Genomic DNA, 25,552 nt, shown 5'->3' with positions numbered 1-25,552 from the left:
TCCTTATCGCGAACCACCACCGTGCCGTTTTCAATGGCCGCACGCGTGGTGCCCTCCGCACTGCCGCTGCTGTCCGCCCCGACCAGCAGGTTGCTCGCCATATTCCCGGTGAACTGCCCCGCGATGCTGCCGCCGGTGCTGCCCCCGGTGCTGATGCCCGCGCTCTGGTGCTCCACCTCGTATTCAGCGGTGTTATGGATATCCCGCCAGCCGAGCGTCCCGGTGTCGAGGCGGTTATTATCCGCCGTGGCGGTGGAGGCGATAACCGCGCCGTCGAGCTGCGTGTGGCCGCCGACGGTGATGTCGAACCCGCCGGAGCCTGCGAAGATGCCGGTCTGCTCCTTCACGGAGGCATAGTCGCTGTTCATGCTGTCGCGGCTGTAATTAACGCTGGCCGAGCCGCTCATGGTGCCGAAGGTAAAGCTGCCGCCCGCGCTGGCGTTTTGCTGTTTGCTGTCGTAACGGTCGGTGTCCTGTTCACTGGTAATGGTCAGGTTACGCCCGATATCGGCCAGCACGCTCTCCCCGCTGACCTGCGCCCCGGTTAGATTCGTATCGCGGCCGCTGACGATTGTGAGCGTATCCCCTGCGTTAACCGTGGTTTCGGTGCGGGTGGTGCCGTTGCCGCGCTCGGTTCCTTTGCCGCTGTTCACGCTGGCGGAGACGGAGATGCCCGCGCCACCGGAGCCGTAGCCGATACCGATGCCCGCGCTGCCGCCGTGGCTCTCGTTTTTGCCGTCGAGCGTGGCGGTGTTCAGCGCGGATATCAGGTTCACGTCCCGGCTGGCCTGTAGCCACAGGTCGTTCTGCGCATCAAGCTGGCTGCCGTGAACCAGCAGGTCGCCGTCGGTTGCCACCACGGTGAGGTTATTCCCGGCGGTGAGGCTGCTACCTTTTGCGGTGGCCTGCGTGCTGGTCTGGGTGGATTTTGACGACTGGCTGCCGTAAGAGAGGCTGATGCCGACGGTGTTGTCGTTGCCCTTCTGGTTGCCGGTGGCCTGGTCGAGCATGACGGACTGCGCGCCCTGTCCGAGGGTCAGTGCGCCTTTCACCGCCTGCAGTGCGGCGAGGCGGTCGTTATCGGTCTCCCTGGCCTGCTTAAGGGTGCTCACGCTGCTGTCGAGAGCACCACCCGCCGCGCCGGAGATCGCAAGGGTCAGGCCGGAAGATTTTTGCTCCACGGTGTGGGTCTGCGTGCCGCTCTCCGTGGCGGCGGTGATGCTGACGTTTTTCCCGGCGAGCGTCATATCCTGCGCGGCAATCAGGTCCGAGCCGTGGACGCTCAGGTCATTGCCCGCGCTCAGCGTGACGCTGCCGTTCACGGATCCAATGGTGCTGCCGCGATGGGTGGTGTCCTGTGCGGTGTCGGTGACCTTCAGGCTCTGGCTGCCGTAGCTGACACCGATGCCGCCCGTGCCGGAGAAGCCGGATTTTTTCTCCTGCCGCTGATGACTCTCCTGGCTGTGCTCCTCCGCCGTAGTCACGGTCAGGCTGTTGCCTGCCGCCAGCCGGACATCGTTATCGCCCACGATATCGCTGCCGTGTACCCGCAGGTTATTGCCCGCCTGCAGGATGACGCTGTCGCCGCTGAACAGGGCTCCCTGTGCGGTCTCACTGTTCACCACATCGTGCGTGGTCACGGTTTTTTTCGACAGCGCGCCGCTGCTGCCGGTGGACTGATGGTGCGACTCAAACATGCTGCTGTCAGTGGCGGCGGTGACGGCGATGTCGCGCCCCGCGCTGACGGCTAGGCTGCTGCCCGCCTCCACGGTTGCGGCCTGCGCACTCACGTCGCGGCCGGCCATCATCAGAATATCGCCTCCGCCGGCCACCTCGCTGCCCGCCTGCTGGGTGACGGACTGCTTCAGCCAGTTATTTTTATCCCACGTCAGGTTATCGCTGGCGGAGGTAGTGACGGTGGTGAGGTTCAGATCCCGCCCGGCACTGAGCACCGTCTGGCTTCCACTGCCGCTGTTAACGACCTGCGCGCCGGTCAGGGTGAGATCGCGCCCGGCGTTCAGCACCAGCTTACCGTCATCGCCCTGGACGTAGATCCCCGCCACGCGCTCTACGGTGGTGCGCTCAAAACTGTTTTTCCCGCTGCTGCTCTGTGCGCTGCGGGTGGTGGTGGTGAGGCTGATGTCGCGCCCGGCCGTGGCCAGTACGGCATTTTTGCCCGAGATCGTGCCGCCGGTGTTGTTGATGTCCGTGCGGGCGAACAGGCTGACGTCAGCCCCCTGTATCGTTCCTGCTTTGTTGGTGATGTTGTCGGCACTGAGCTGCACCGCGTCACGCCCGTGCAGGGTGCCGCTGTTGACCAGGTCGCGGTTCAGGTTCATGACCAGATTCTGGCCCCCCATCAGCGCGCCGGAGCCGTCGATGTCGCCAGGCTGTACGCGCACATACACCTGCGGCACCATCACCGTCTGCCAGCTGCCGTCGGCAAGCTGAACGCGGGTGTTGACCAGCCAGACCATGTCCTCCGTCAGCAGGCTCATCTGTTCTGCGGTGAGCGCTACGCCCGGTACAAGCTGATGCGTCTGCCCGAAAGCAATGCCCGCATCCATCAGCGCCCTGAACTGGGTCTCATCGTCGCGGTAGTCGCCGAGGTAGCGGCCGCCGGTGAGGGCGATGATCTGCTCGCGTACCAGGCGCTGCTCGTAATAGCCGTCGCCAAGGCGCTTGTGCACGTTATCCGGATCTGTCGTGAACGCATTCTGCATATAATCACTGCCGAGCCACGTCTTGTTGTTGGTGAAGCGTGGATCGGTTTCGATCAGGTAATGCGCATCCGGATCCGGCAGGGTGTTAAACAGGCTGCTGTCCGGCAGACGGATGTCCGGCCCTGCGGCACGTACCACCACGCCCTGCGCATCGCTGGTGGGCGTTTCAATCCATTTGCCAGGCGCATTGCCGGAGGGCAGGGCAGCGGAACCCGGTGAGGTGGTGTCCACACCTACCGCCAGGCTACCCGTCCCGCTGAGCGTGGCATCTGTTTTGTGGGCGCTGGCGGGGGAAAGGGTCATGCCGCTGCCATCGGCCTGGCTGTTGCCTTCCATTTTGCCCGGCGACAGGGTGATCGACTGGATAACCACAGGCGGGGCGTAGTCCGAGGTGCTTTTTCCCTGCGAGTCGCCACCCTTTCTGGATTTACGGCTGTAGTGTGTAACCGAGCCTGCATCGGTGATCCATCGGCTGCCTTCCGGCATCACGTTATCCACCGAATCGGCGAAGATCCCGAGCGTTCCCCCCGCCACAATCTGGCTTTTATCGTTCAGAACCTGATTTGCCGTAATCAGCATATTGCCGCCGGCGAGGATTTTGCCCGGGTCACTTTCGGCAATCACCTCTTCTTCAATGGTACGGGTGTAGGTGTACTCGTAAAAGTTGTCGTTGTTGGCCCCGGTATCGTCCGGGGTGTTGAGGTTAAGCAGGTGGTCGGCCGAGTTGTGGTCGACGAACACGCCGTCAGCATCCGCATCCCAGCGGGTGGGCGATCCCTTTTGCTGGTACTCGTGGATCTGCTCCGTGGAGATGAGCGCCACTTCGGTGCTGAAATGGTCGTTGATGTTGTTGAGCTGGCCGACGGAGAGCGCCATGTCGCCCGCGGACTCAATGGTCGCGCTGTGGTTGTTGAGGGTTTGCGCCTGCCCGATGGCAAAGCCGTTGTCGTCCACGCGCCCGCCGATGGCCATCGCCCCGTCGCTGTAGATCAGCGCGTGGTCGCGGTTGTTGATTGTCTGTGCCCCGATGTCCACGCGCTGGCGTCCGGCGAGGGTCGCTGCCGTTCCGTCTTGGGCGAGGTTATTGAGCGTTATCGCCTGAATCGACAGATGATCGCCGTAGATGCGGCCGGTACCCGCGTTCGTTAAGGTTTCGGCACGCAGCCACGTCTGGCTGCCGTCGATAAGACCGTAATTACTCAGACTTGAGGAGAGGGTCAGCCAGGTCGCGCCGGCGGCAATCTCGCCGGACGCGGCATTGAACAGACTGGCGGCGCTGAGATCCAGTTTTGCGCCCGCCAGCAGGTTACCGCTGTTGGTCACGCTGCCCGGCGTGGTGAAGGTCATGCTGCCGTTGGCAATCACATCACCCGCGTTGTTAAAACTCTGCTGCGTGTGAATCGTCATATCGCCGAGCGACATAAGCTGACCGTCTCCGGTTAGCGCGTCGGCTTCAAGCGTGACGTTCTCCCCGCCAATAACGACCCCGTCAGCGTTGAGAAGCCGCAAAGCCGCGCCGCTCAGCGACAGCGCCCCCTCGGCGGACAGCTCACCCTGCGTGTTATCCAGGGTTCCGGCATTGGCGACCGATAACGTATTGCCTGCCCGCGTTGTTCCCAGAGCATTATCGAACTGCTGGCTGTTGATTTTCACATCCAGCCCTTCAATGCCCTTATCTTCAGCCTGCGTATTGCGATTGATCAGCGAGGCTGCGTTGAGCGTCACCGTTGCGCCACTGCGTATCAGGCCCAGCGTGTTGTCGATCGCCCCCGTTACGGCGTTCACCGCCAGTTCACCGAGAGACTGGATCTGCCCGTCCTGGTTATCAAGACGCTCGAGGTTGAGGGTCATCTCCTGCTCACCCACCAGACGCCCGCCGGAACGGTTATCCAGCGAGGTTGCCCGCAGCGTGAACTCCCCTTCTGCGCCCAGCGTGCCGTTCTGGTTGTTCAGCGCGGCGGTGGCGAGCTGCATTTCCGCCAGGCTGTAAATCGTCCCCTCGCGGTTATCCAGCTGCCAGCCGTGCGTATCAAGAACGAGCCCGCTTCCCTGAATGACCCCCTGACGGTTGTCGGTATCGCTGCGCGTGGCAAGCGTCAGCGTATCCAGGGCATACAGCGTCCCGGCGATGTTGCTAAAGCGCGCGGCGTCCAGCGTGGCCCGTTTTTCGGCGAGCAGTACGCCCGCATCATTTTGCAGATCGGTCGTGGTTATGCTCAGGTTTCCCTGGCTAACGATGCCGCCCGTGTCCCCGCTGTTGCGGTTGCTGATACCGTCAACGGCCAGCGTGAGATCCCCTCCGCTCTGGACCAGCCCGCAGCTGTCGTTATCCAGACGCTGTGCCGTGACGGCAAGATCGCCCTGGGCGACAATCATCCCTTTCTGGTTGTCTATCCGGGAGGCGTCTATCCGCGCATCGCCGCCGGATACCAGCGTGCCTTGCGTATTCTCCAGCGACCCCACATGCAGATTCAGCGAACCTGTGGCGCTCAGGGTACCGCTGCGGTTGTCCACGTCCGTGGCCGTTACGACGGTTTCTTTCGCGCTGGCCAGCATGCCGTGCTGATTGCTGATGCTGCCGGCGTTGACGTTCAGGGTGCCGAAGCTGACGATGCCGCCAGTCGTCAGGGTCGTGTTGTTTGACAGGCGGTTCCCGTGAGTGTCGACGATCATGTCCGCCCCGGACTGAATTAACCCTTCGTCGTTGTTCAACCCGGCGCTGTCGAGCGTCAGGGTATCGTGGGCGGCAATTGTCCCGCCGACGTTAGCCAGCGCGTTGCGGCTGGTTAGCCCGACGCGGCCGTGTTCCGCGCTGATAAAGCCGCTGCTGTTGTTCAGAGTGTCGGCGCTCAGGCTGATACTGCCTGCTGCTGCCAGTTCACCCTCGCGGTTGTCCGTCAGGCCAGCCGTTTTTATCGTCAGGGCGCTGCCGGTATCGGCGGCAACGATCTGGCCTTTACGGTTATCCAGCGACGCGGCGTTGACGCTTACCGTGGCGTTGGCGGCAATCATGCCTTCGCGGTTATCAATGCCGTCCTGATGGTTCAGCGTCAGACCCCGCGTGCCGCTCTGGCTTATCTGGCCTTTCTGATTTTGCAGGCGTTTTGCCGTGAGCGTGAGCTGGTCGGCGGCGAGCAGGCCGCTGCTGTTATCCAGCGTGCCGGTTGCCGTGACGCTGAGGGCGTCATTCGCGATGACTTCCGCACCGGCGGTGCTGAGGTCGCCTTGTCCGGCGTTAAGGGTAATGGCGTTGGCCTGCGTCACGCTGCCTGATGCATCCAACCCCTGTCCCGTGGACCTGATGTTGCCACCCGCCACATTCAGTCCATGCATCTCAAGTTTGCCGCTGGCGTTGAGCGTCAGATCGCCGTCGCGGCCCGTGGTGCCATCGGGCTGCACGCCTGCTGCCAGCGTGCCGGTGCTGGCAATCGTTTTGCCCGTCAGGCTGACGTTGCGCTGTGCAGCGAGGGAGCCGCTGTTTTGTATGGCGTCGGTGCCAGAAAGGGCGACGTCAGCGGAAGACCAGACCGTGCCGCTATTCTCAATACGCCCGTCGGCGGAGAGGGTGACTGTTCCGGCTTCTGCGCCAATATTGCCCGCGTTGCGCACGCCGACGCCTTTTTCCGTCCCGATCAGACGGATTTTCCCGGCGTACATGCCGCCGACCTGGGAGACATCCAGCGCCATGACGGGTTTTGCCGCACCGTTATCCGCAAGGGCGGTCACCTTTTCATGCGCCGCATCCACCGTGTTGCGCCCGGTAGTGACGCGTAAATCCTGCGCGTGAATCGCCGCATTCACCTGAACCGCCCGGGCGATGATATCGGTGTGCGCCTGCCCGGAGGTATCCAGCCCGTTGCCGTTCACGGTAATCTCACCGCGCTCCACCTGATACCCGGTTATCCGGCCATCCTGCATCTGCGCGGTACCGGTCGTCAGCGTGGCGCGCCCGGCGTTGATAAAGCCGCAGCCGTCACAGGTAATGCCCGACGGGCTGGCAATGATCACGTCGGCCTTTTGTCCAGCCACCTCAATGTAGCCGTTGAGCTGGCTCGGGTTGCGTGCGTTCACCTCGTTGAGGATGACTTTAGCCTCGCCTTTCGCCAGCCACGGGTTGGCGGTCACCATTCCGCCGAGTTCGGTTGAGGTATTTTTATGGGCGTTATTGAGGATGGCCCCGTCCCGGCCAACGTCGAACTGACTGTAGGTGTTGCGGGACACGCCGCCTGCAGACGGGGTCTGGATATTCACCTGCGTCGTGCCGTTAGCGGTGCTGATCACGGTGGGCTGCTGTTTACCGGGCGCGGAGGCGTCCGCCACAATCCCGGCGGCCTGCACCGTGACGGCACCAGAGGCCAGCCACAGCGCAAGGCTGAGTGCGCCGACGCGACAGACAAGACGCTGAAGCGCGTGCCCGATCCCGGAGGAAGACGATCCGCCCGAACAGCCGCGCGCCAGCTCGGAAACGACCATCAGCATGCCGCGGGCTTTATTAAAGACGATACGGTACAGACGTTTATTCATGGTGAAATCCTTTTTATTTTTGTCCGTGCAGCGGGTGCGTGTGTTTCCAGTTCAGCAGCGCTTCGCGCGTGACCTGCCTGCCATAAAACGTTTTGATACGACGGCCTTTCTCATTGCCGCGATGCCACAGAAAGCGCGCAACGTGATGCGGAAAAATCTCCTCGCGTACCAGGCGAAACAGGGCTTCCGCGTGCCCAAAGGGGGCAATAAAATCGCGAAACCACATCCGATCGCCGTTACACCAGTCTTCTTCCGGCAGGACGACCGTCTCCTGGGTGAGATAGCGGCGTTCGGCTTCTTCGCTCATCCATGCCCAGCTCAGGAAAAAGATCGGGCGTCCTTTCTCCTCTATCAGCACGTACTGCTGGCGTTTAATGATGGGCAAGAGCACCACGGGCAGGACGTGCAGCGGCGCGTCACGGTGGTTGAGGGAATGCATCCAGAGCCAGACCGACGCGCCCAGCACTTCGGCTTCACTTAGCGCGACGTCCTCGAGCTGCGGACAATGAACCGTCAATTCGCCATAGCGCATACTCAGAAATCCATGTTGAGGTTGAAGCCGAAGGTTGCCGGGCTGGTTTTAAAACCGTCCGGGTGGGAGAACGGCACGCCCGCGAAGGCGTCGTATCCCACTTTCCAGAGCGCACCGCGCAAGCCCGCCGCGCCACCCGCAAGATGGTTGCCCGCCAGGTATTCCGTACCGTTGCCAGCGACCTCGCCATAGTCGGCAGCCAGATAGAGCTCGGTTCCGGCAAGCGGGGTCTGCCAGGAGAGATCGTTTCGAACCAGCCAGCCGCGATCGGCGTTGAGCGTGCGTTCGCCGTCGAAGCCGCGCACCGTCCAGCGCCCGCCGATGGCGAACTGATCCTGTGAAGTGAGCGGCGTGTTGCTGGTCTGACGCTGCCAGGCTACGTCGTAACGCAAGTGCTGCGTGCTGAGTGCGAACGGCAGGCTCAGGCGTGCGTTGGTGCGAAGAATTCGGCCCAGCGCGGTGGCTTCATCGAACGTTTCTTCGGGGGCTGGCTGGGCGCCAAACCATCGCGTGCCGCGCTGGTAGCTGATGCCAGCATCAACCGTGGCGGGGCCGATATAGTGGCGATGCTGAAGCCCGGCCTTCCATGAAGAGACGTGGCGGCGCTGAACTTCCACTTCCGTGTCGTTGATGTAGTTTTTCGTTGTCCGGCTCTCCACGTCCCAGGTGAACGTGGTTTTTTGGGCGCTGCTGCGGTGCAGAACCCGGCTGGCCTGCGCCACCAGACTCTGGCTTTTGCCGCTGTACCGAATGTCGCCGTTTAGCCCCGCCACGGTCTGGTGATAGTGGTAATCGCTGCCGGTAACGGAAAATGCCCACCAGCCCACGGGAACAGACCAGTGGGCGCTGAGGTTTTGGTTGCCTTTTTCCGGCCCGGTTTGAAGGTCATGGTTAATGGAAAACCAGAAGAGATCGCTCAGCGCCAGCGGGTTATCCAGCGACAGCGTTAGCCCACCCTGATAGCGGCCCGTTGACGACGAGCCAGAATCATCAAGCGACAGGCCAAGCCGCCAGAATTTGCTCTGCTGGCGGGTAATCACGATATCGCTCTCACCCGGCTGTTCAGCCGGAACGATATCCATCTCAACCTGGACGGTGGGCAGACGCTGAAGGTTCTCCAGACCCTGCTCGATATCCCGCAGGTCGAGCAGATTACCGTCATGTGCCGGGAAGGCGCTGTAAAGCCATAACCCGCGACGGCTGTTATCGGTCAATGTGACGTGGCGTATTTTCCCCGGAATAACGGCCAGTGTTAAATGGCCGCTTTTTAAATCCTGAGCGGGAGCCAGCACGCGTGCGGTTGTCCAGCCGTGGGCGATCAGCCGGTTTTGCAGCAGGCTCATCACGTGGTTGATACCCCGTGCGCCGAGGCACTTCCCGACGGACTGATTCGCGATGCGCTGCAGCGGTACCCAGTGCGGGAGGGCGTTATGCCCCGTCAGCGTCACGTCATGGATGGTGAAGCAGGGCGTTTCGGCGGCAAATTCGCCGCTTTCGTTACGTGTTGCCGAAGATTGCAGCCGAACGTCAGGCGCCTGGGGCGTCAGTTGGGTTTCCAGCGCCTGCTGACGCTGCTGTTGCAGGATAAACGGTTCATCACCCGGTGCGGCGCTGGCACCCGATGAAAGGCTGAGAACAGCACAGATAAAAAAGCCGGTGCGCTTCGTTGCGACTGGTCGAAATTCCCTTTTCAACATTTTCCCTTACAAAATGTAATGTTTTATTGCAAGGGATCGTGACGAAGTCACAGCGACTTTTCTACGCGTAGCGGCTAAATAAAATCTGAAAGTGGGGGAAAGTACGGAAGCGGATTAAAGCGGGTATGACTGGCCGGGCAAGCTTGCGCCGCCCGGCACGGTTACGGGAGATTACTCCCCTTCACCCGGGAACAGGAACGGGTTGATTGAGCTGCGGGCGAAGCCCTCCTGCTCCATTTTGGCATCCAGAATCAGCGAGGCGAGATCGTCGGCTACCGCTTCGACTTTCGGGTCTTTTTCCTGATACAGAATCTTCAGGTAGGTCCCACAGTCGCCGCAGCTTTCAGCTTTCACTGCCGCTTCTTCATTTTCCAGCGACCAGTAGTTGAGATCGCGGGTCTGCTCGCAGTTGCTGCACTTCACGCGCACGACGTGCCATTCGGTTTCGCACAGGTTGCAGTGCAGGTAGCGCAGCCCCTGGGTGGTGCCAATCTGTACCATGCTGGAGACCGGCATGGAACCGCACACCGGGCAGAACTGGCGCGCTTCACCGTACTCGGCGCGGGCTTTGCCGGGGATCAGGCTTGCCATCTGCGCCCAGTAGAGCGACAGTGCCGCCCAGATAAACGGCGCTTTATCACTGCTGACCAGCGAGAAGTCGGAAGCAAACAGCGCACTCGCCATCTCTTCCAGCTCCTGTTCGGACGCTTTTTCCAGGTTCTCAATGACCGCCAGCGCAGTACCACTCATTTCGGGCTTCAGCTCGGCAATCAGCGAATGCAGCAGTTTGTGCCAGTGCTTGTCGCGCGGCAGGACGTGAATATCCAGCGGCGGCTTGCCCTGCTCATTGGCTTCTTTGATGCGCGCAGTCAGGTCCATTTGCAGTGGGTGGTCGTACAGCACCACTTCCTGCGCGTGGGCGACAAGCGCAGCAAAACGCAGAAAATCGCCCAGCGGGTTGTTCTCTGCCAGCTCGCGCAGACGCTCTGCGCGGCGGTTGTAGAGGTTCTTGAGTCTGGGGAATAACAACGGCGGAATATACTCCGCCGTACGTTTCTCGCTCGACCCCAGCTCATCTTGCGGGATTATGCGAATACTCATTCAGATGACTTTTCCTGTTTCTGGCGGACTTCACGGTACCAGCGCGGGTGATGTTTCTTCGCCCACGTACTGGTTACCCAGCCTTCCACCATCGCGGTAATGGTGCCTTTCACCCAGAGGGCGGCGTAAATATGCACCATGATAACCACAATTAGCGCCACTGCGGCAAATGAATGCAGCATCAGCGCGAATCGGATCACCGGGATTGAGAAAGCAGGCGCAAAATACGGACGCCAGATGATCACGCCGCTGACCAGCAACAGGACCAGGAAGATAATCGCCGCCCAGAATACGCATTTCTGACCGAAGTTATAACGCCCGGTATCACCTACTTCCTCGTTGACGACGATCTTACGAATATTCTTCGCCCAAAAGATATCATCCCGATTGATTAGGTTATGGTGCCAGTAGCGGAAAAACATGATGATGAACGACGCGAACATGATGACGCCAACAAACGGGTGCAGTATACGCGCCAGTTGTGGTGTCCCCATGATCTGCATCAGCCAGTTGAAGGAGGGGAAGAAGAACCCCAGCCCGCTTATCGCCGCCAGCATGAAGCAGAAGGCGGTGACCCAGTGGTTGATGCGTTCCGGCGCGGTGTAGCGCACGATGGTGTCACGTTTTCTCATTTGCGCACCTCGTCTTTCTCTTCATGCAGGTTGTCGTCTTCCTCTTCCGCACGGTTCGGACCGACGCCGACGTAGTGGAAGATGCTCGCTGCGAAGGTGGCAGCAAAACCTACCGCGGCCAGCGGTTTCCAGATGCCTTTCCAGAACTTCACGGTGGCGCTGATTTCCGGGTTCTCCGGCAGGCCGTGATACAGATTCGGCTTGTCGGCATGGTGCAGCACATACATCACATGCGTACCACCAACACCGGCCGGATCGTACAGGCCCGCATTGTCGTAACCACGGGTTTTCAGCTCGCCCACGCGCTCTGCCGCCAGCGTTTTCATATCCTCTTTAGAGCCAAAGTGGATAGCGCCGGTTGGGCAGGTCTTCACGCACGCGGGCTCCTGGCCGACAGTGACGCGGTCAACGCACAGCGTACATTTGTAGACGCGGTTGTCTTCCGGGTTCAGGCGCGGTACGTCGAACGGACAGCCCGCAATGCAGTAGCCGCAGCCGATGCACTGCTCGGACTGGAAGTCGACGATGCCGTTGGCATACTGAATGATAGCCCCTTCTGACGGACATGCCTTCAGGCAGCCCGGATCCGCGCAGTGCATACAGCCATCTTTGCGGATAAGCCATTCCAGTTTGTCGTTCTGCTCCACTTCCGAGAAACGCATCACCGTCCAGGACTTGGCGGTCAGGTCCGCAGGGTTGTCGTACACCCCAACGTTGTGACCCACTTCGTCACGCAGATCGTTCCACTCAGAGCAGGCCACCTGACAGGCTTTACAGCCGATACAGGTGGTCACGTCGATAAGTTTCGCCACTTCCTGCTGGTGGTCCCGCGCCTGAGGCGCGGGCGTGAAACCGTTAGTCGCGGAACGACGGATAATGTCTTGAGATTGATAAGCCATAAGTCGTCTCCGTTACACCTTTTCCACGTTCACGAGGAAGGCCTTAAACTCCGGCGTCTGCGTGTTCGCATCACCGACGAACGGCGTCAGAGTATTCGCAATGAACCCTTTCTTCGCCACGCCCTCATAACCCCAGTGAATTGGGATACCGATGGTATCCACCTGCTGACCATGAACGTTCAGCGTGCGAATACGCTTGGTCACCACCGCCTTGGCTTTAATGTAGCCGCGGTTAGAGGAGACCTTCACGGTATCGCCATGGGCGATGCCGAGCTTGTTCGCCAGCTTCTCGCCGATCTCCACAAACTGCTCCGGCTGCGCGATGGCGTTAAGCAGCGCGTGCTTGGTCCAGTAGTGGAAGTGCTCGGTCAGACGATAGGTGGTGCCCACGTACGGGAACTTGTCTTTTTTACCCAGCGCTTCAAAGTCGCCCTTGAAGATACGCGCTGCCGGGTTAGAGACCACGTTCGGGTGCAGCGGGTTAGTGCCCAGCGGCGTCTCAAACGGCTCGTAGTGTTCCGGGAATGGCCCTTCTGCCATCTTATCAATGGCAAACAGACGTCCCATCCCTTCAGGCTGCATGATAAAGGGTCCGACATCGCTGCCTGGTGCGGCAGTGCTGTAGTCCGGAATATCCACGCCGCCCCATTTCGCGCCGTCCCACTTCAGAAGCTGACGCTTCGGATCCCACGGGTTGCCCTGCGGGTCTGCGGAGGCACGGTTATAGAGGATGCGACGGTTAAGCGGCCACGCCCACGCCCAGCCCAGCGTATTGCCGAGGCCCGACGGGTCGGCGTTGTCGCGGTTGGCCATCTGGTTGCCTTTCGGCGTCCAGCTACCAGCGAAGATCCAACAGCCGCTTGACGTTGTACCGTCATCGCGCAGATGGGCGAAGGTACTGAGCTGATCGCCTTTCTTCGCCAGCACGGTGCCGGTGGTCGGGTCGATAACATCCGCCAGCGCCTTACCGTTGCTCTCCATCGCCACTTCTTCCGGCGCAGGATTTTCAGGCGTCGAGTAGTTCCAGGTCATGTTCAACACCGGTTCCGGGTTCGCGCCACCTTCAGCCGCGTACATCTTACGCAGGCGTAAGAAAATACCGGCCAGGATCTCGCCGTCGTTCATGGCGATGCCCGGGGCGTCCGCACCTTTCCAGTGCCACTGCAGCCAGCGGCCGGAGTTGACAATAGACCCGTTCTCTTCCGCGAAGCAGGTGGATGGCAGACGGAACACTTCAGTCTGAATCTTCGACGGATCGACGTCGTTCGATTCGCCGTGGTTCTGCCAGAAGGTCGAGGTTTCAGTATTGAGCGGGTCAATCGTCACCAGGAACTTCAGTTTCGACAGGGACTCAACAACCTTGTTCTTGTTCGGGAACGAGGCCACCGGGTTAAAGCCCTGGCAGATATAGCCGTTGACCTGACCCTGATGCATCATCTCGAAGTACTGAAGCACGTCGTAGCCTTTGTCCCACTTAGGCAGCCAGTCAAAGCCCCAGCTGTTTTCCGCCGTCGCCTTGTCGCCGTAGAAGGCTTTCATCAGCGAGACGAAGAACTTCGGATAGTTGCCCCAGTAGTTCACCTGGCCTTCGAGCAGCGGTTTTGGCGTGCTGGCCGTCAGGTAGGTTTGCAGGTCGGTTTGTTTCTCGCTTGGCAGGTTCATATAACCTGTCAGGCTTTGAGACAGCAGGCCGAGGTCGGTCAGACCCTGAATGTTGGAGTGACCGCGCAGGGCGTTCACGCCGCCGCCTGCCATGCCCATGTTGCCGAGCAGGAGCTGAACCATCGCCATGGTACGGATGTTCTGCGCACCGATGGAGTGTTGCGTCCAGCCGAGGGCGTAGAGGAACGACGCGGTTTTATCTTTCGCGCTGGTTTCGGCGATCAGCTCGCACACCTTCAGGAAGTCCGCCTTCGGCGTACCACAGATGTTTTCAACCACCTCCGGCGTATAGCGGGAGACGTGCTCTTTCAGCAGGTTCCACACGCACCGCGGGTGTTGCAGGGTGGTATCGCGTTTCGCAAAGCCTTTCTCATCCAGCTCGTAGTTCCAGCTGGTTTTGTCGTACTTGCGTTTTTCGGCGTCGTAACCGCTGAACAGGCCATCTTCGAAGTGGTAATCCTCACGCACGATCAGGCTGGCGTTGGTATAGGCTTCGGTGTATTCGCGGTTGTATTTTTCGTTGGTCATCAGGTACAGCAATACGCCTGACAGGAAAGTGATGTCAGTACCTGAACGAATAGGGGTGTAGAAATCCGCCACTGACGCTGTACGCGTGAAGCGGGGATCGATCACAATCAGTTTCGCACCGTTGTGGATTTTGGCTTCCATCGCCCAGCGGAACCCGACAGGGTGCGCTTCAGCGGCGTTACCGCCCATCACCACAATAAGGTTGGCGTTCTTGATGTCGACCCAGTGGTTGGTCATCGCACCGCGACCAAATGTTGGAGCAAGACTTGCTACCGTTGGTCCGTGTCAGACACGCGCCTGGTTGTCGACCGCGAGCATACCGAGTGCGCGCGTAAATTTCTGGGTTAAATAGCCGGTTTCATTACTGGACGCTGAAGCACACAGCATCCCGGTGGAGAGCCAGCGGTTGACCGTCACGCCGTCGGCGTTCTTCTCAATGAAGTTCGCATCACGGTCTTCTTTAATATGTTTAGCGATGCGGTCAAACGCCTCTTCCCAGCTGATTTGCTGCCATTTGTCGGAGCCAGGCGCACGATATTCAGGGAACTTCAGGCGGCTTTCAGAGTGGATAAAGTCCACCAGACCGGCCCCTTTCGGACACAGCGCGCCGCGGTTGACCGGGTGATCCGGGTCACCTTCGATATGGAAAATAGACGCTTTGGCGTTTTTAGCACCGTCGCCGAGGCTATACATTAACAGCCCGCAACCGACAGAGCAGTACGTACAGGTATTACGGGTTTCACGGGTGCGCAGCAGTTTATACTGCCGCGTTTCCGCCAGCGCGACGCCGGGCGCAAAGCCCAGTGCTGCTGCCGTTGTGCCTGCCATACCGCCAGCGCAGATCTTAAAGAACTGCCTTCTGCTGACCTGCATGGGTCACTCCTTGTTTCGACATTGCTTACATATGTAGTTTTGACTTCGCGGTTGAAGAATGACCGCAAAGGAAAAAATTTGCGTTAATCCCTCATTTCTCCGAGGGATATCATCAGAATACCACAATGTCGGTACACCTGTTCTAATGGCGTTAATACAAAGTGAACGTATTATCACCATGTTGATTATAAAGTGTGATACAGATCACGCTATTGCTTCTGCATGTTAAAGCGGTGTAGCGCTGGCCGGGTTGCACCCCTTCTAAATGAGTAGGAGAATGATTGTCGAAAAGTTGATCCATACTATGCGTAAGGCCTGTTGTTTATGCTGCAATAGCAGGCTCACCTCCGTGGTTGTTCAGGAATACCGCTGTGTCTAAACAAAACCGTGCTACCCACTCGTCGCCACTGCCTGCAGGCATTGTGGAACTGTCGGTACGCAGACCGCCCCACATTACCCACGCCACGCCCGATTTGCTGGCGGAAGAAGTGCCTGTTGCGCTTGTTTACAACGGTATTTCGCATGTGGTGATGATGGCTTCGCCGAAAGATCTCGACCTGTTCGCCATTGGCTTTTCTCTCTCGGAAGGCATTATTGCGCATCCGCAGGAGATCTACGGGATGGACGTGGTGAAGGCGTGTAACGGTCTTGAAGTGCAAATCGAACTCTCCAGCCGTCGCTTTATGGGGTTGAAAGAGCGCCGCCGCGCGCTGGCCGGACGCACCGGCTGCGGCGTGTGTGGCGTTGAGCAGCTCAATGATATCGGCAAGCCCGTTGCGCCATTGCCGTTTACCCAGACCTTCAATCTGGCACACCTTGATCATGCGCTTGAGCATCTCAACGACGTACAGCCCATCGGCCAGTTGAGCGGTTGTACGCATGCGGCGGCGTGGGTGTTGCCGTCGGGCGATATTGCCGGAGGGCATGAAGACGTGGGCCGCCATGTCGCGCTGGATAAGCTGCTGGGACGCCGGGCGCGAGAAAGCGAGGTCTGGCAACAGGGCGCGGCGCTTGTTTCCAGCCGTGCAAGTTATGAGATGGTGCAAAAGTCCGCAATGTGCGGTGTGGAAATCCTGTTTGCGGTATCGGCGGCCACAACGCTGGCGGTGGAAGTGGCGGAGCGCTGCAACCTGACGCTGGTCGGGTTCTGCAAGCCGGGAAGGGCAACAATCTATACCCATCCACAGCGATTAATAGTTGATCAATAATTTTGAATGTTTCAGGCAAAACCTTCCGCTTTTAGTTGTTCGGGATGAGGTCTAGTATTTATCTCATCAAGGCACGGTGCCTTATCAAAACAACTTAACGAAAGGGTTTATATCATGAAAAGCATCAAAACTTTTGTCGCTGTAATCGCTCTGGCTGCTTCTTTCGGTTCTTTCGCTGCACAGACTGTGACCGCAACCGCCTCTACCATTGACGGTGCAGAAGCTAAAATCGCGGCACAGGCTCAGGAAGCGGGTGCATCATCCTACAAAATTACCCAGGCATTCACGGGTAACCGCGTACACATGACTGCTGAACTGAATAAATAAGCCAGTCACACCGTCGAAAGAGCGCCCCCGGGGCGCTTTTTTATTTTTTCTCTTTTTTAACAATATCTTTTCTATCCTGAACCTCTACCAGGGAATAAAAAGGCGCGAAGTTTTTACAGGTCAGACGCCAGATCCCGTAATCCCGCTTTTTTGGCGTAAACACGCGATAATTACCTTCACCTACCATCATAAAGCGCGCATTGGGATAGTCGTTGAGAATTCGATATTCATTGTTACAGTAAAACGTATCCCGAGTGTCGTAATCGATTGTCACATTGAGGACGTATTCAAGCACCCGGTTGGTATTGACGTTATAGGCAATAAAGAAGATATAGCCAGCGCAGAAAAGGGGGGCAGAAATCGCCATGACGTTAAACTGAACCGATGAATTCTGCAACAAGGGAAGCGCCATCGTGAATAGCAGAAATACCATGGAAAAGAATAAGGTGCAGAAGATTAAAAAGAATCCAAACGACGTAATTTTATTGAAAGTCGCCTCGTAGGTGACATCCGTGACGTCCATAAAGACCTTTCGCGCCAGTATGTAGCAGATGAAGGAAATTAACAGCCATACACCACGTGTAAGGGTGAAAGCCTTTTTCGCAATTTTCTTTCTGTCATCATCCACGGCGTCCAGATAGAGGGTGATGGAATAGTAGATACATCCCACCGTCCCGATCGCGAGCGTGACGGGTAGCTCCAGGCCATTTCCGGCGAAATATTTAAATGCCACGCACGATGTTAAAAACAGCAGAGAAGACATCAGCGTCGAGCCCGCTATTTTTTTGTATTCACCCCATTCCATTTGGGACAGCTGCAACAGCGTGAGGGGTTTTATGCGTGAGGAAATGATGATAGCGCAGGCTATCAGCATGGCCATCCAGACGAAGACGGGCATCGCTTTACTGTTAAAGGGCGTTATGACAAAAATGGCGCCCGCATAAGCGATAAAATGGACGGCAGTACTATGTCTGATGAGGAATGAGGGTTGTTTTCTGCTTTGCATCGGCGTTTTTCTCCCTGAAAAAGGCTGACGTTCAGGACATCAGGAAACAGATATCAGCGCAATGCATAACGTTTTTTTTTGAGTTCAGTAATTTTGAATGATAATAGCAAATCCTTCCGCTTTTAGTTGTTCGCGATGAGGTCTAGTATTTATCTCATCAAGGCACAGTGCTTTACCTGAACAACTTAATGAAAGGGTTTATATCATGAAAAGCATCAAAACTTTTGTCGCTGTAATCGCTCTGGCTGCTTCTTTCGGTTCTTTCGCTGCACAGACTGTGACCGCAACCGCCTCTACCATCGACGGTGCAGAAGCTAAAATCGCGGCACAGGCTCAGGAAGCGGGTGCATCATCCTACAAAATTACCCAGGCATTCACGGGTAACCGCGTACACATGACTGCTGAACTGAATAAATAAGCCAGTCACACCGTCGAAAGAGCGCCCCCGGGGCGCTTTTTTTAGTTTATACCCGCCACGCGCAGTAGCGCCGTCACTACTGCCGCCGCGATGATCACCACAATCAATGGCATTTTTCGCCACGCCAGAAATACCGCAAACGCCACGCCCAGCACGCGCGCCATCCCGGCGAAATGTTCCCCTTCATAAAATGTGGTCGCCAGTGCCACAGAAAACAGCAACACCGTTGCCGCATCTGACAGCAGTGCCTGAGATCGTTCAGAGAGTGCCAGTCGGTTGCCGAGTTTTGCTCCGCCGAGACGCATCAAATAGGTTCCCGCAGACAAAATGGCGATGCCGAGAATAAAAATCGTCATATTTCCCATTATTTCTTCCTCGCAGCGAGACCGAGTAAAGAGAGCAGCACCGGTAATCCCACCGGGGCAAACGGTACGGCAGCCAGGGATAGCACGGCACCGCTACAGGCGCGGATTAACGTGGTACGGTTTTTAAACGCGGGAACCACTAACGCCAGCAGAATGGCCGGAAAGACCGCATCCAGCCCGATGGTTTCCGGGGCCGGGAGCAGCTTACCGACCATGGCGCCCAGCAAGGCGCCCACCGGCCAGATAATTGCAACGCCTAAACCACATAACCAGTACGCCGCCTTACGCTGCTCGGGCGTTTTTTGCGACAGGCCAAACACCACGCTTTCGTCATTCATAATGTGGCAGCCCAACAGGCTCAGGCCGCGCTTGCCTACCAGTTCACGCACCGTCACGCCAAACGGCACATGGCGTGCGTTGACCAGCAAACCGGCTGCCGCCGCCGCCAGAGGGTTACCGCCGCTGGCCACAATGCCGATAAACATAAATTCCGATGCGCCCGCGAGGACGGTGAGCGAGAGAACAAACGGCACCCAAAGCGGGAAACCGTAGGCCATCGCCAGTGAGCCGTAAGACATCCCGACCACGCCGACCGCGAGGCAAACCAGGATGATTGCTTTTATCGTGTCGCCTTTCAGGCAGGAGAGATGATGCTTCATACAATTTTAGCCATATCGAACGTGTATCCATTATAATGAACGCAACAGAACCGTTTTTCAAGACGAACGATTCGTTCGATTTATAGAACAAAAGGGCCGTTATATGACGCAGCCAATTAGCGTAATCGCCAAAAGCCTGGTGCGAGAACGCCTGCGAACCGGGCTTTCACTGGCGGAAATTGCCCGCCGTGCCGGGATCGCTAAATCCACGCTTTCCCAGCTGGAATCCGGCAACGGCAACCCCAGCCTGGAGACGCTGTGGTCGCTCTGCGTGGCGCTTGATATTCCCTTCGCCCGTTTGCTGGAGCCACAGTTGCCGAGCACGCAGGTGATCCGCCGTGGTGAAGGAACGAAAGTGGTTGCCGGACAGGCAAACTATGAAGCCATACTGCTGGCTGCGTGCCCGCCAGGCGCGCGACGGGATGTCTATCTCCTGATGACCCAGCCGGGTGCAGACCGCATTTCTCAGCCGCATTCGCCTGGCTCGGTAGAACATATTATCGTCATGCAGGGAAGGGCCCTGGTCGGCCTGCTGGATGCGGCAGAGGAGCTCGCCGCCGGGGATTACATCTGTTACCCCGCCGACCAGCCGCACATTTTTAAGGCGCTGGAGCCAGACACGCATGCGTTGCTGGTGGCGGAACAAAATTAACGTAGATACGGAAAATCATGTCGCTTAAAGCCATTGCCAAAGAGCTGGGACTCTCCATTACGACCGTCAGCCGCGCCCTCAACGGCTATGACGACGTCTCTGCTGAGACGCGCGCCCGCGTGGAAGCCGAGGCTCAGCGCCGTGGTTACCGACCTAACACCTTCGCCCGTCGCCTGAAGATGGGCAAAATTGACGCGGTCGGGCTGGTGTTTCCCGTACATCCTGTTCCGCTCAATAACAGCGTATTTATGGACATGGTCGGCGAAATTAGCCACGAACTGGCGCGACATGAGATCGACTTACTGCTCATTGCCGATGACGATCTGGCGGATAAGCACAGCTATATGCGCATGGTACAGAGCCGGCGCGTCGACGCGCTGATTGTGGCGCATACGCTGGATCGCGATCCGCGGCTTGAGCAGCTGCAGGCCGCTGGGTTCCCTTTCCTGGCGCTTGGGCGCAGCCAGCTGCCGCAGCCTTACGCGTGGTTTGATTTCGATAACTATGCCGGTACGTACAATGCTACCCGTTGGCTGATTGAGAAAGGCCATCAGCGTATTGCGCTGCTCGGCGAAAGCAATAATCAGGCATTTATCACCCAGCGCCGTCAGGGCTATCTGGACGCTCTGCGGGAAGCCGGGCTTTCCAGCGAATGGCTGCGCGCCATGCCGCCGTCGCGCCGCGTGGGATATGCCACCACGAAAGAACTGCTTGCCCTGCCGCAACCGCCCACGGCGATCATTACTGACTGCAACACCCACGGCGACGGGGCGGCGATGGCGCTCGAACAGCTGGGGCGTTTATCCGGCGACAACGCCGTGTCGCTGGTGGTCTACGACGGACTGCCGCAGGACAGTATCGTCGATACCGACGTGGCGTCGGTGATCCAGTCCACCCGTCAGGGTGTCGGAAAACAGATTGCCGACATGGTCCGCCGGCTAATTAACGGCGACGATATTGCGCAGCTTCAGGTGCTCTGGCAACCGGAATTCTCCCCCGGCCAGACGGCCTGAATATCTCCATTTTCTAAACCCGATCACAAATCCGAAACGTTTTGGTTTGTATCCGAAACGTTTCGGATCAAAACTCAAGGCATCCCATGACAGGAGATGTCTGATGCAAGATTCTATTTTACGACTTGAAAGCGCGACGGTAGATGTGGTGATAAAAACGCGCCCGTTTGCCGAAATTATTTACTGGGGGCCGCATCTTCAGCACTTTTTGCCGCAAAATGCTGAAACCCTTTCCCGGCCCGTTGCTAACGGCAGGCTGGATGTCGATTCTCCGGTTACGCTGATGGCTGAACTCGGGCATGGCCTGTTTGGCTCGCCGGGTATTGAGGGGCACCGACAGGGGCTGGACGGTTCCCCGGTATTCAGAACTACGCGGGTACAGCAGGAATTAAACACCCTGACGATTACCGCTGAAGATGACTATGCGGGCCTGCGTCTGACCAGCGAGCTGGCGCTGGACGACAGCGGCGTGCTGGTGGTTCGTCACGGTTTAATGAACCTGAAAGCACGTCCCTGGCAGGTTGACCGCTTTGCCGTCACGCTGCCGGTGGCCGAGCGCGCCCGGGAGGTGATGGCCTTCCACGGACGCTGGATCAGAGAGTTCCAGCCGCACCGCGTAAACCTTGAGCACGACAGCGTTGTGATTGAAAACCGCCGGGGTAAAACCTCCCACGAACACTTTCCTGCACTGATAGCCGGTACGCAATCGTTCAGCGAAATGCAGGGTGACGTCTGGGGCGTGCATCTGGGCTGGAGCGGGAACCATCGCCTGCGCGCGGAAGCGAAAACCGACGGTCGCCGTTATATTCAGGCCGAAGCGCTCTACCTGTCGGGGGAAATGGCGATAGAAGAGGGCGATACGCTCTGGACACCGCGCCTGTATGCCAGCTACTCCCCGCGGGGCCTGAACGGCATGAGCCAGTCTTTCCATCGCTACCTGCGCGACAACGTCATCCGCTTCCCGGAAAATAAACCGCGTCCGGTACACCTCAATACCTGGGAGGGGATCTACTTCAACCACGATCCGGATTACATCATGCGCATGGCCGACGAGGCCGCCACGCTGGGCGTGGAGCGCTTTATTATTGACGACGGCTGGTTCAAAGGCCGCAATGACGACCACGCCGCGCTGGGCGACTGGTATCTGGATGAGAAAAAATATCCGAATGGCCTGACGCCGGTGATTGACCACGTCAAACGGCTCGGCATGGAGTTTGGTATCTGGGTTGAGCCGGAGATGATCAACCCGGACTCCGATCTGTATCGCGCGCATCCTGACTGGGTGCTGGCGCTGCCGGGCTATGCCCAAGCGACCGGGCGTCATCAGCTGGTGCTCAACCTCAACATTCCGCAGGCTTTTGATTATCTTGTGGAACGCATGAGCTGGCTGCTGGGCGAGCATGCGATCGACTACGTGAAGTGGGACATGAACCGCGAGCTGGTGCAGCCGGGACACAACGGTAAAGCCGCCGCCGACGCCCAGACCCGTCAGTTTTACCGGCTGCTGGACGTGCTGGGCGAGCGCTTCCCGCATATTGAATTCGAATCCTGCTCTTCCGGCGGCGGGCGCATTGATTACGAAGTGCTGAGCCGGAGCCATCGCTTCTGGGCGTCCGACAACAACGACGCACTGGAGCGCAGCACCATCCAGCGTGGCATGAGCTATTTTTTCCCGCCGGAGGTGATGGGGGCGCATATCGGTCATCATAAATGCCACGCTACCTTCCGCCAGCACAGCATTGAATTCCGTGGCCTGACGGCGATGTTTGGCCATATGGGGCTGGAGCTGGATCCGCTCACCGTGGACGCGCAGGAGCGCGAGGGGTACCGACATTACGCCGCGCTGCACAAGCAGTGGCGAGAGGTGATCCACCACGGCACCCAATGGCGGATTGATATGCCGGACGCCACCACGCTGGCGCAGGGGATTGTGAGCGAAGACAAGGCGCAGGGGCTATTTATGGTCAGCCAGCTCGCGATGCCGGATTATAGCCTGATGATGCCGCTGCGCATGCCGGGGCTGGAGGCCAGCGCGCAGTACCGCGTCGCGCTGCTCGATCACCCGAATATTCAAATTACGGGCGAAGGCGGGCACACCATGCGCAAGCTGCCGGCGTGGATGGAAACACCGCAAACGGTGAGCGGTGAGTGGCTGATGCAGGCGGGCATTGCGCTGCCGATTCTCGATCCGGAAACCGCCATTCTGATTGGCGTGGAACGCGTGTAAAGGTGATGGGCCGGGAAACTGGCCCTCCGTTGAGGATAAAAATAATGAATACAACAACCTGTACCCACAAAGACAACCCCAATTTCTGGATCTTCGGGCTGTTCTTCTTTCTCTACTTCTTCATCATGGCCACCTGCTTTCCGTTCCTGCCGATCTGGCTGTCGGATATCATCGGCCTGAATAAAACCCATACCGGGATTGTTTTCTCCTGCATCTCGCTGTCGGCCATTGCGTTCCAGCCGGTGCTGGGGGTGATTTCGGACAAGCTGGGGCTGAAAAAACATCTGCTGTGGATAATCTCGGTGCTGTTATTCCTGTTCGCACCGTTCTTCCTGTACGTCTTCGCGCCCCTGCTGAAAACCAGTATCTGGCTGGGGGCGTTGAGCGGCGGGTTATATATCGGTTTTGTCTTCTCGGCGGGATCGGGCGCAATCGAGGCCTACATCGAACGCGTGAGCCGCAACAGTTTCTTCGAATACGGCAAGGCGCGCATGTTCGGCTGTCTCGGCTGGGGGCTATGCGCGTCTACGGGCGGCATCCTGTTCGGCATCGATCCGTCGTATGTATTCTGGATGGGATCAGGGGCCGCATTGCTGTTGATGCTGCTGCTGGTGGTCGCGAAGCCGAAGCCCAACCAGACGGCGCAGGTGATGAACGCCCTGGGAGCCAACCAGCCGCAGATCACTGCCAGAACCGTCTTTAAGCTGTTCCGCCAGCGCAGAATGTGGATGTTCATTCTGTACGTGATTGGCGTTGCCTGCGTGTATGACGTTTTCGATCAGCAGTTTGCCACCTTCTTTAAAACCTTCTTCGCCACGCCGCAGGAAGGCACTCGCGCCTTTGGCTTTGCCACCACGGCGGGGGAAATCTGTAACGCCATCATCATGTTCTGCTCGCCGTGGATCATTAACCGTATCGGCGCGAAAAATACGCTGCTGATCGCCGGGGTGATAATGGCGACGCGTATTATCGGCTCGTCGTTCGCCACCACCGCCGTGGAGGTGATTGCCCTGAAGATGCTGCACGCGCTGGAAGTCCCGTTCCTGCTGGTGGGCGCCTTTAAGTACATCACCGGGGTGTTTGATACCCGACTGTCGGCGACTATCTATCTGATCGGCTTCCAGTTTGCCAAACAGTCGGCGGCGATTTTCCTTTCTGCCTTTGCCGGAAATATGTATGACCGGATCGGTTTCCAGGAGACGTATTTGATGCTGGGCTGTTTCGTACTGGCAATTACGGTAGTGTCGGCGTTTACGTTGAGCAGCAGGCAGGAGATTGCTGCCGCCTCGGGGGCAGCAGCGTTAACACATCAGTCCAGGTAAAACACTTCGGTAAGCTCCGTACTCACCGGGCTGTTATCCGGGTTTGACGGCATAACGTCGCCCATATGTTCCCACCAGCGCTGGCAGACGTCGGTATTCGCTACCGCGCGCCAGCGCTCCTCCGATTCAATCTCCACGGTCGCAAACAGCAGGTTGCGTGCTTTGTCGAGATAAATGGCGTAGCGGTGCGCGCCGTGGTCTTTCAGCACCGCTTCAAGCTCGGGCCATATGGGGTTATGGCGACGCGCATACTCCTCGTGCGCGTCCGGGTTTACCTGCATCACAAACGCTTTGCGGATCATCATGCCTCCAGTCGCTTTCGCGGACGGCTATGGGTACAAATCCAGTGCCGACTGCATCGGCGTAACGCCAAAGCGTTTACCGAGTGCAATCAGCTCTTCCCGGGTAATGGTCTGCTTCATACCGCCCATGGAATAGACCTTCACCAGCACTTCAGCTGATTTTTCAGCGGTATCGATCAGGCCGAAAGTTTCATCCAGCGTCGGGCCGCTGCCGAAAACGCCGTGGAACGGCCACAGCACCAGAGAATGCTTTTGCATCTCTTTGGCGGTTGCCTGGCCGATCTCGTCGGTACCGGGCACCATCCACGGCAGAATGCCGACACCGTCCGGGAAGACCACCAGGCACTCGGTGCTGCCTTCCCACAGCTTGCGGGTGATGAGATCGGCGTTGTTTTCCAGCACGTAGGTCAGGGCAATCAAATTGGTGGCGTGGCAGTGCATGATGACGCGGTCTTTACCGTGGGTCGCCTTGATGCGCTGGCAGTGCGAGAGGAAGTGCGCTGGCAGTTCAGAGGTGGGCACTGCCTCGTCCGTGAGCCCCCAAAGAATGTGGTAGCCCGCGCCGTCGCTGTCCACCCTCACGACGCCGAGATTGGCCTGCGGGTCGAGCTGGACGTTGCGAAAGAACTTGCCGGATCCGGTGACGATAAACGGCGTGTTAGCGAGCAGCGGCATCGGCTGGCTCAGGGCGATATAGCGCGGTTTTTGATGGAAATCAGCGGTGTACGGCTCGATGTCGGCATCGTCCAGGCGCAGCGTCAGGTTGCCGCCGTTACGCTCATCCCACCCTTTCAACCAGGCGTCAGAGGTGGCTTTAATCATGCCCTGGACGAACCAGGAATGGGTGATGGTCTGCATACTGTGGTTCCTTTGAAAATGCCG

19 protein-coding genes are annotated in these 25,552 nt (G+C 58.4%); 7 read left to right on the top strand and 12 right to left on the bottom strand.

Going from position 1 to position 25,552, the window contains the following annotated elements; all coding sequences use genetic code 11:
• From ACOTYN_RS19140 to fdnG, 7 genes are all read right to left on the bottom strand, one after another.
• A partial coding sequence (locus tag ACOTYN_RS19140) for a hemagglutinin repeat-containing protein (protein WP_421634770.1) occupies positions 1 to 7,247 on the bottom strand: 7,247 nt, incomplete at its 3' end.
• Between the two features lie 13 nt (positions 7,248 to 7,260).
• Positions 7,261 to 7,779 carry a toxin-activating lysine-acyltransferase gene (locus tag ACOTYN_RS19135; RefSeq protein WP_023331620.1) on the bottom strand — a complete coding sequence of 173 codons (519 nt, stop codon included), beginning with the start codon at positions 7,777 to 7,779 and terminating at the stop codon, positions 7,261 to 7,263.
• Positions 7,780 to 7,781: 2 nt separating this feature from the next.
• Positions 7,782 to 9,476 (bottom strand): ShlB/FhaC/HecB family hemolysin secretion/activation protein, encoded by a 1,695-nt coding sequence (locus tag ACOTYN_RS19130; RefSeq protein WP_250128352.1) that lies wholly within the window; start codon positions 9,474 to 9,476, stop codon positions 7,782 to 7,784.
• A gap of 171 nt (positions 9,477 to 9,647) precedes the next feature.
• On the bottom strand, positions 9,648 to 10,577 hold the full coding sequence (fdhE, locus tag ACOTYN_RS19125; protein WP_014885738.1) for a formate dehydrogenase accessory protein FdhE: 930 nt from the start codon (positions 10,575 to 10,577) through the stop codon (positions 9,648 to 9,650).
• Positions 10,574 to 11,209 (bottom strand): formate dehydrogenase cytochrome b556 subunit, encoded by a 636-nt coding sequence (fdoI, locus tag ACOTYN_RS19120; protein WP_008501832.1) that lies wholly within the window; start codon positions 11,207 to 11,209, stop codon positions 10,574 to 10,576. Before fdoI ends, fdhE begins: the two co-directional genes overlap by 4 nt.
• Entirely contained in the window at positions 11,206 to 12,108 is a 903-nt protein-coding gene (gene fdxH / locus ACOTYN_RS19115; protein WP_008501831.1) for a formate dehydrogenase subunit beta, read from the bottom strand. Before fdxH ends, fdoI begins: the two co-directional genes overlap by 4 nt.
• 12 nt (positions 12,109 to 12,120) lie before the next feature.
• Positions 12,121 to 15,171, bottom strand: a complete 3,051-nt coding sequence (fdnG, locus tag ACOTYN_RS19110; RefSeq protein ID WP_086527813.1) for a formate dehydrogenase-N subunit alpha — start codon at positions 15,169 to 15,171, stop codon at positions 12,121 to 12,123.
• Positions 15,172 to 15,542: 371 nt separating this feature from the next.
• Between fdnG and fdhD the strand changes: the two genes are divergently transcribed.
• Together fdhD and ACOTYN_RS19100 are read left to right on the top strand one after the other, a co-directional pair.
• The gene (gene fdhD, locus ACOTYN_RS19105; protein ID WP_014885735.1) at positions 15,543 to 16,379 is read left to right on the top strand and encodes a formate dehydrogenase accessory sulfurtransferase FdhD; all 837 of its coding nucleotides are present in this window, start codon (positions 15,543 to 15,545) and stop codon (positions 16,377 to 16,379) included.
• Positions 16,380 to 16,493: 114 nt separating this feature from the next.
• On the top strand, positions 16,494 to 16,706 hold the full coding sequence (locus tag ACOTYN_RS19100) for a DUF1471 domain-containing protein (RefSeq protein ID WP_014885733.1): 213 nt from the start codon (positions 16,494 to 16,496) through the stop codon (positions 16,704 to 16,706).
• Between the two features lie 40 nt (positions 16,707 to 16,746).
• Here ACOTYN_RS19100 and ACOTYN_RS19095 read toward each other — a convergent pair whose 3' ends face one another.
• On the bottom strand, positions 16,747 to 17,712 hold the full coding sequence (locus ACOTYN_RS19095) for a hypothetical protein (RefSeq protein WP_332958466.1): 966 nt from the start codon (positions 17,710 to 17,712) through the stop codon (positions 16,747 to 16,749).
• A 205-nt stretch (positions 17,713 to 17,917) separates the two neighbouring features.
• On the opposite strand from ACOTYN_RS19095, the gene ACOTYN_RS19090 reads away from it, so the two are divergent.
• A complete protein-coding gene (locus tag ACOTYN_RS19090) occupies positions 17,918 to 18,130 on the top strand; it encodes a DUF1471 domain-containing protein (RefSeq protein ID WP_014885733.1) in 213 nt (70 codons plus the stop codon).
• Between the two features lie 41 nt (positions 18,131 to 18,171).
• Here the strand turns inward: ACOTYN_RS19090 and ACOTYN_RS19085 are convergent, their stop codons facing one another.
• Positions 18,172 to 18,495, bottom strand: a complete 324-nt coding sequence (locus tag ACOTYN_RS19085; RefSeq protein WP_032635181.1) for an AzlD domain-containing protein — start codon at positions 18,493 to 18,495, stop codon at positions 18,172 to 18,174.
• Positions 18,495 to 19,154 (bottom strand): AzlC family ABC transporter permease, encoded by a 660-nt coding sequence (locus ACOTYN_RS19080; RefSeq protein WP_014885731.1) that lies wholly within the window; start codon positions 19,152 to 19,154, stop codon positions 18,495 to 18,497. The genes ACOTYN_RS19085 and ACOTYN_RS19080 overlap by 1 nt, the downstream gene beginning before the upstream one ends.
• 103 nt (positions 19,155 to 19,257) lie before the next feature.
• On the opposite strand from ACOTYN_RS19080, the gene ACOTYN_RS19075 reads away from it, so the two are divergent.
• From ACOTYN_RS19075 to ACOTYN_RS19060, 4 genes are all read left to right on the top strand, one after another.
• Positions 19,258 to 19,806 carry a helix-turn-helix domain-containing protein gene (locus ACOTYN_RS19075; RefSeq protein ID WP_014885730.1) on the top strand — a complete coding sequence of 183 codons (549 nt, stop codon included), beginning with the start codon at positions 19,258 to 19,260 and terminating at the stop codon, positions 19,804 to 19,806.
• A gap of 17 nt (positions 19,807 to 19,823) precedes the next feature.
• Positions 19,824 to 20,819 (top strand): LacI family DNA-binding transcriptional regulator, encoded by a 996-nt coding sequence (locus tag ACOTYN_RS19070; RefSeq protein ID WP_014885729.1) that lies wholly within the window; start codon positions 19,824 to 19,826, stop codon positions 20,817 to 20,819.
• Between the two features lie 103 nt (positions 20,820 to 20,922).
• Positions 20,923 to 23,046, top strand: a complete 2,124-nt coding sequence (locus tag ACOTYN_RS19065; protein ID WP_332958468.1) for an alpha-galactosidase — start codon at positions 20,923 to 20,925, stop codon at positions 23,044 to 23,046.
• Between the two features lie 44 nt (positions 23,047 to 23,090).
• Positions 23,091 to 24,368: an MFS transporter gene (locus tag ACOTYN_RS19060; protein WP_014885727.1), complete on the top strand. Its 1,278-nt coding sequence runs from the start codon at positions 23,091 to 23,093 to the stop codon at positions 24,366 to 24,368.
• Here the strand turns inward: ACOTYN_RS19060 and rhaM are convergent.
• Both rhaM and rhaD read right to left on the bottom strand, forming a co-directional pair.
• Positions 24,356 to 24,670 carry an L-rhamnose mutarotase gene (gene rhaM, locus ACOTYN_RS19055; protein ID WP_045134867.1) on the bottom strand — a complete coding sequence of 105 codons (315 nt, stop codon included), beginning with the start codon at positions 24,668 to 24,670 and terminating at the stop codon, positions 24,356 to 24,358. The two genes, ACOTYN_RS19060 and rhaM, sit on opposite strands and share 13 nt — an antisense overlap.
• Before the next feature lie 27 nt (positions 24,671 to 24,697).
• The gene (gene rhaD / locus ACOTYN_RS19050; RefSeq protein ID WP_071922774.1) at positions 24,698 to 25,528 is read right to left on the bottom strand and encodes a rhamnulose-1-phosphate aldolase; all 831 of its coding nucleotides are present in this window, start codon (positions 25,526 to 25,528) and stop codon (positions 24,698 to 24,700) included.
• Positions 25,529 to 25,552 lie beyond the last annotated feature (24 nt).

Origin of the sequence: Enterobacter cloacae complex sp. IR5458 (genome assembly GCF_049238025.1) — a bacterium.
Classification (GTDB): domain Bacteria; phylum Pseudomonadota; class Gammaproteobacteria; order Enterobacterales; family Enterobacteriaceae; genus Enterobacter; species Enterobacter kobei.
Note: the sequence above shows the minus strand (reverse complement) of the source record. Positions and strands in the feature narration are given on the sequence as shown.

Coding starts and splice junctions, on each gene's coding strand:
- ACOTYN_RS19135 (WP_023331620.1), bottom strand. CDS start 7,779: ATGCGCTATGGCGAATTGACGGTTCATTGTCCGCAGCTCGAGGACGTC.
- ACOTYN_RS19130 (WP_250128352.1), bottom strand. CDS start 9,476: ATGTTGAAAAGGGAATTTCGACCAGTCGCAACGAAGCGCACCGGCTTT.
- fdhE (WP_014885738.1), bottom strand. CDS start 10,577: ATGAGTATTCGCATAATCCCGCAAGATGAGCTGGGGTCGAGCGAGAAA.
- fdoI (WP_008501832.1), bottom strand. CDS start 11,209: ATGAGAAAACGTGACACCATCGTGCGCTACACCGCGCCGGAACGCATC.
- fdxH (WP_008501831.1), bottom strand. CDS start 12,108: ATGGCTTATCAATCTCAAGACATTATCCGTCGTTCCGCGACTAACGGT.
- ACOTYN_RS19100 (WP_014885733.1), top strand. CDS start 16,494: ATGAAAAGCATCAAAACTTTTGTCGCTGTAATCGCTCTGGCTGCTTCT.
- ACOTYN_RS19095 (WP_332958466.1), bottom strand. CDS start 17,712: ATGCAAAGCAGAAAACAACCCTCATTCCTCATCAGACATAGTACTGCC.
- ACOTYN_RS19090 (WP_014885733.1), top strand. CDS start 17,918: ATGAAAAGCATCAAAACTTTTGTCGCTGTAATCGCTCTGGCTGCTTCT.
- ACOTYN_RS19085 (WP_032635181.1), bottom strand. CDS start 18,495: ATGGGAAATATGACGATTTTTATTCTCGGCATCGCCATTTTGTCTGCG.
- ACOTYN_RS19080 (WP_014885731.1), bottom strand. CDS start 19,154: ATGAAGCATCATCTCTCCTGCCTGAAAGGCGACACGATAAAAGCAATC.
- ACOTYN_RS19075 (WP_014885730.1), top strand. CDS start 19,258: ATGACGCAGCCAATTAGCGTAATCGCCAAAAGCCTGGTGCGAGAACGC.
- ACOTYN_RS19070 (WP_014885729.1), top strand. CDS start 19,824: ATGTCGCTTAAAGCCATTGCCAAAGAGCTGGGACTCTCCATTACGACC.
- ACOTYN_RS19065 (WP_332958468.1), top strand. CDS start 20,923: ATGCAAGATTCTATTTTACGACTTGAAAGCGCGACGGTAGATGTGGTG.
- ACOTYN_RS19060 (WP_014885727.1), top strand. CDS start 23,091: ATGAATACAACAACCTGTACCCACAAAGACAACCCCAATTTCTGGATC.
- rhaM (WP_045134867.1), bottom strand. CDS start 24,670: ATGATCCGCAAAGCGTTTGTGATGCAGGTAAACCCGGACGCGCACGAG.
- rhaD (WP_071922774.1), bottom strand. CDS start 25,528: ATGCAGACCATCACCCATTCCTGGTTCGTCCAGGGCATGATTAAAGCC.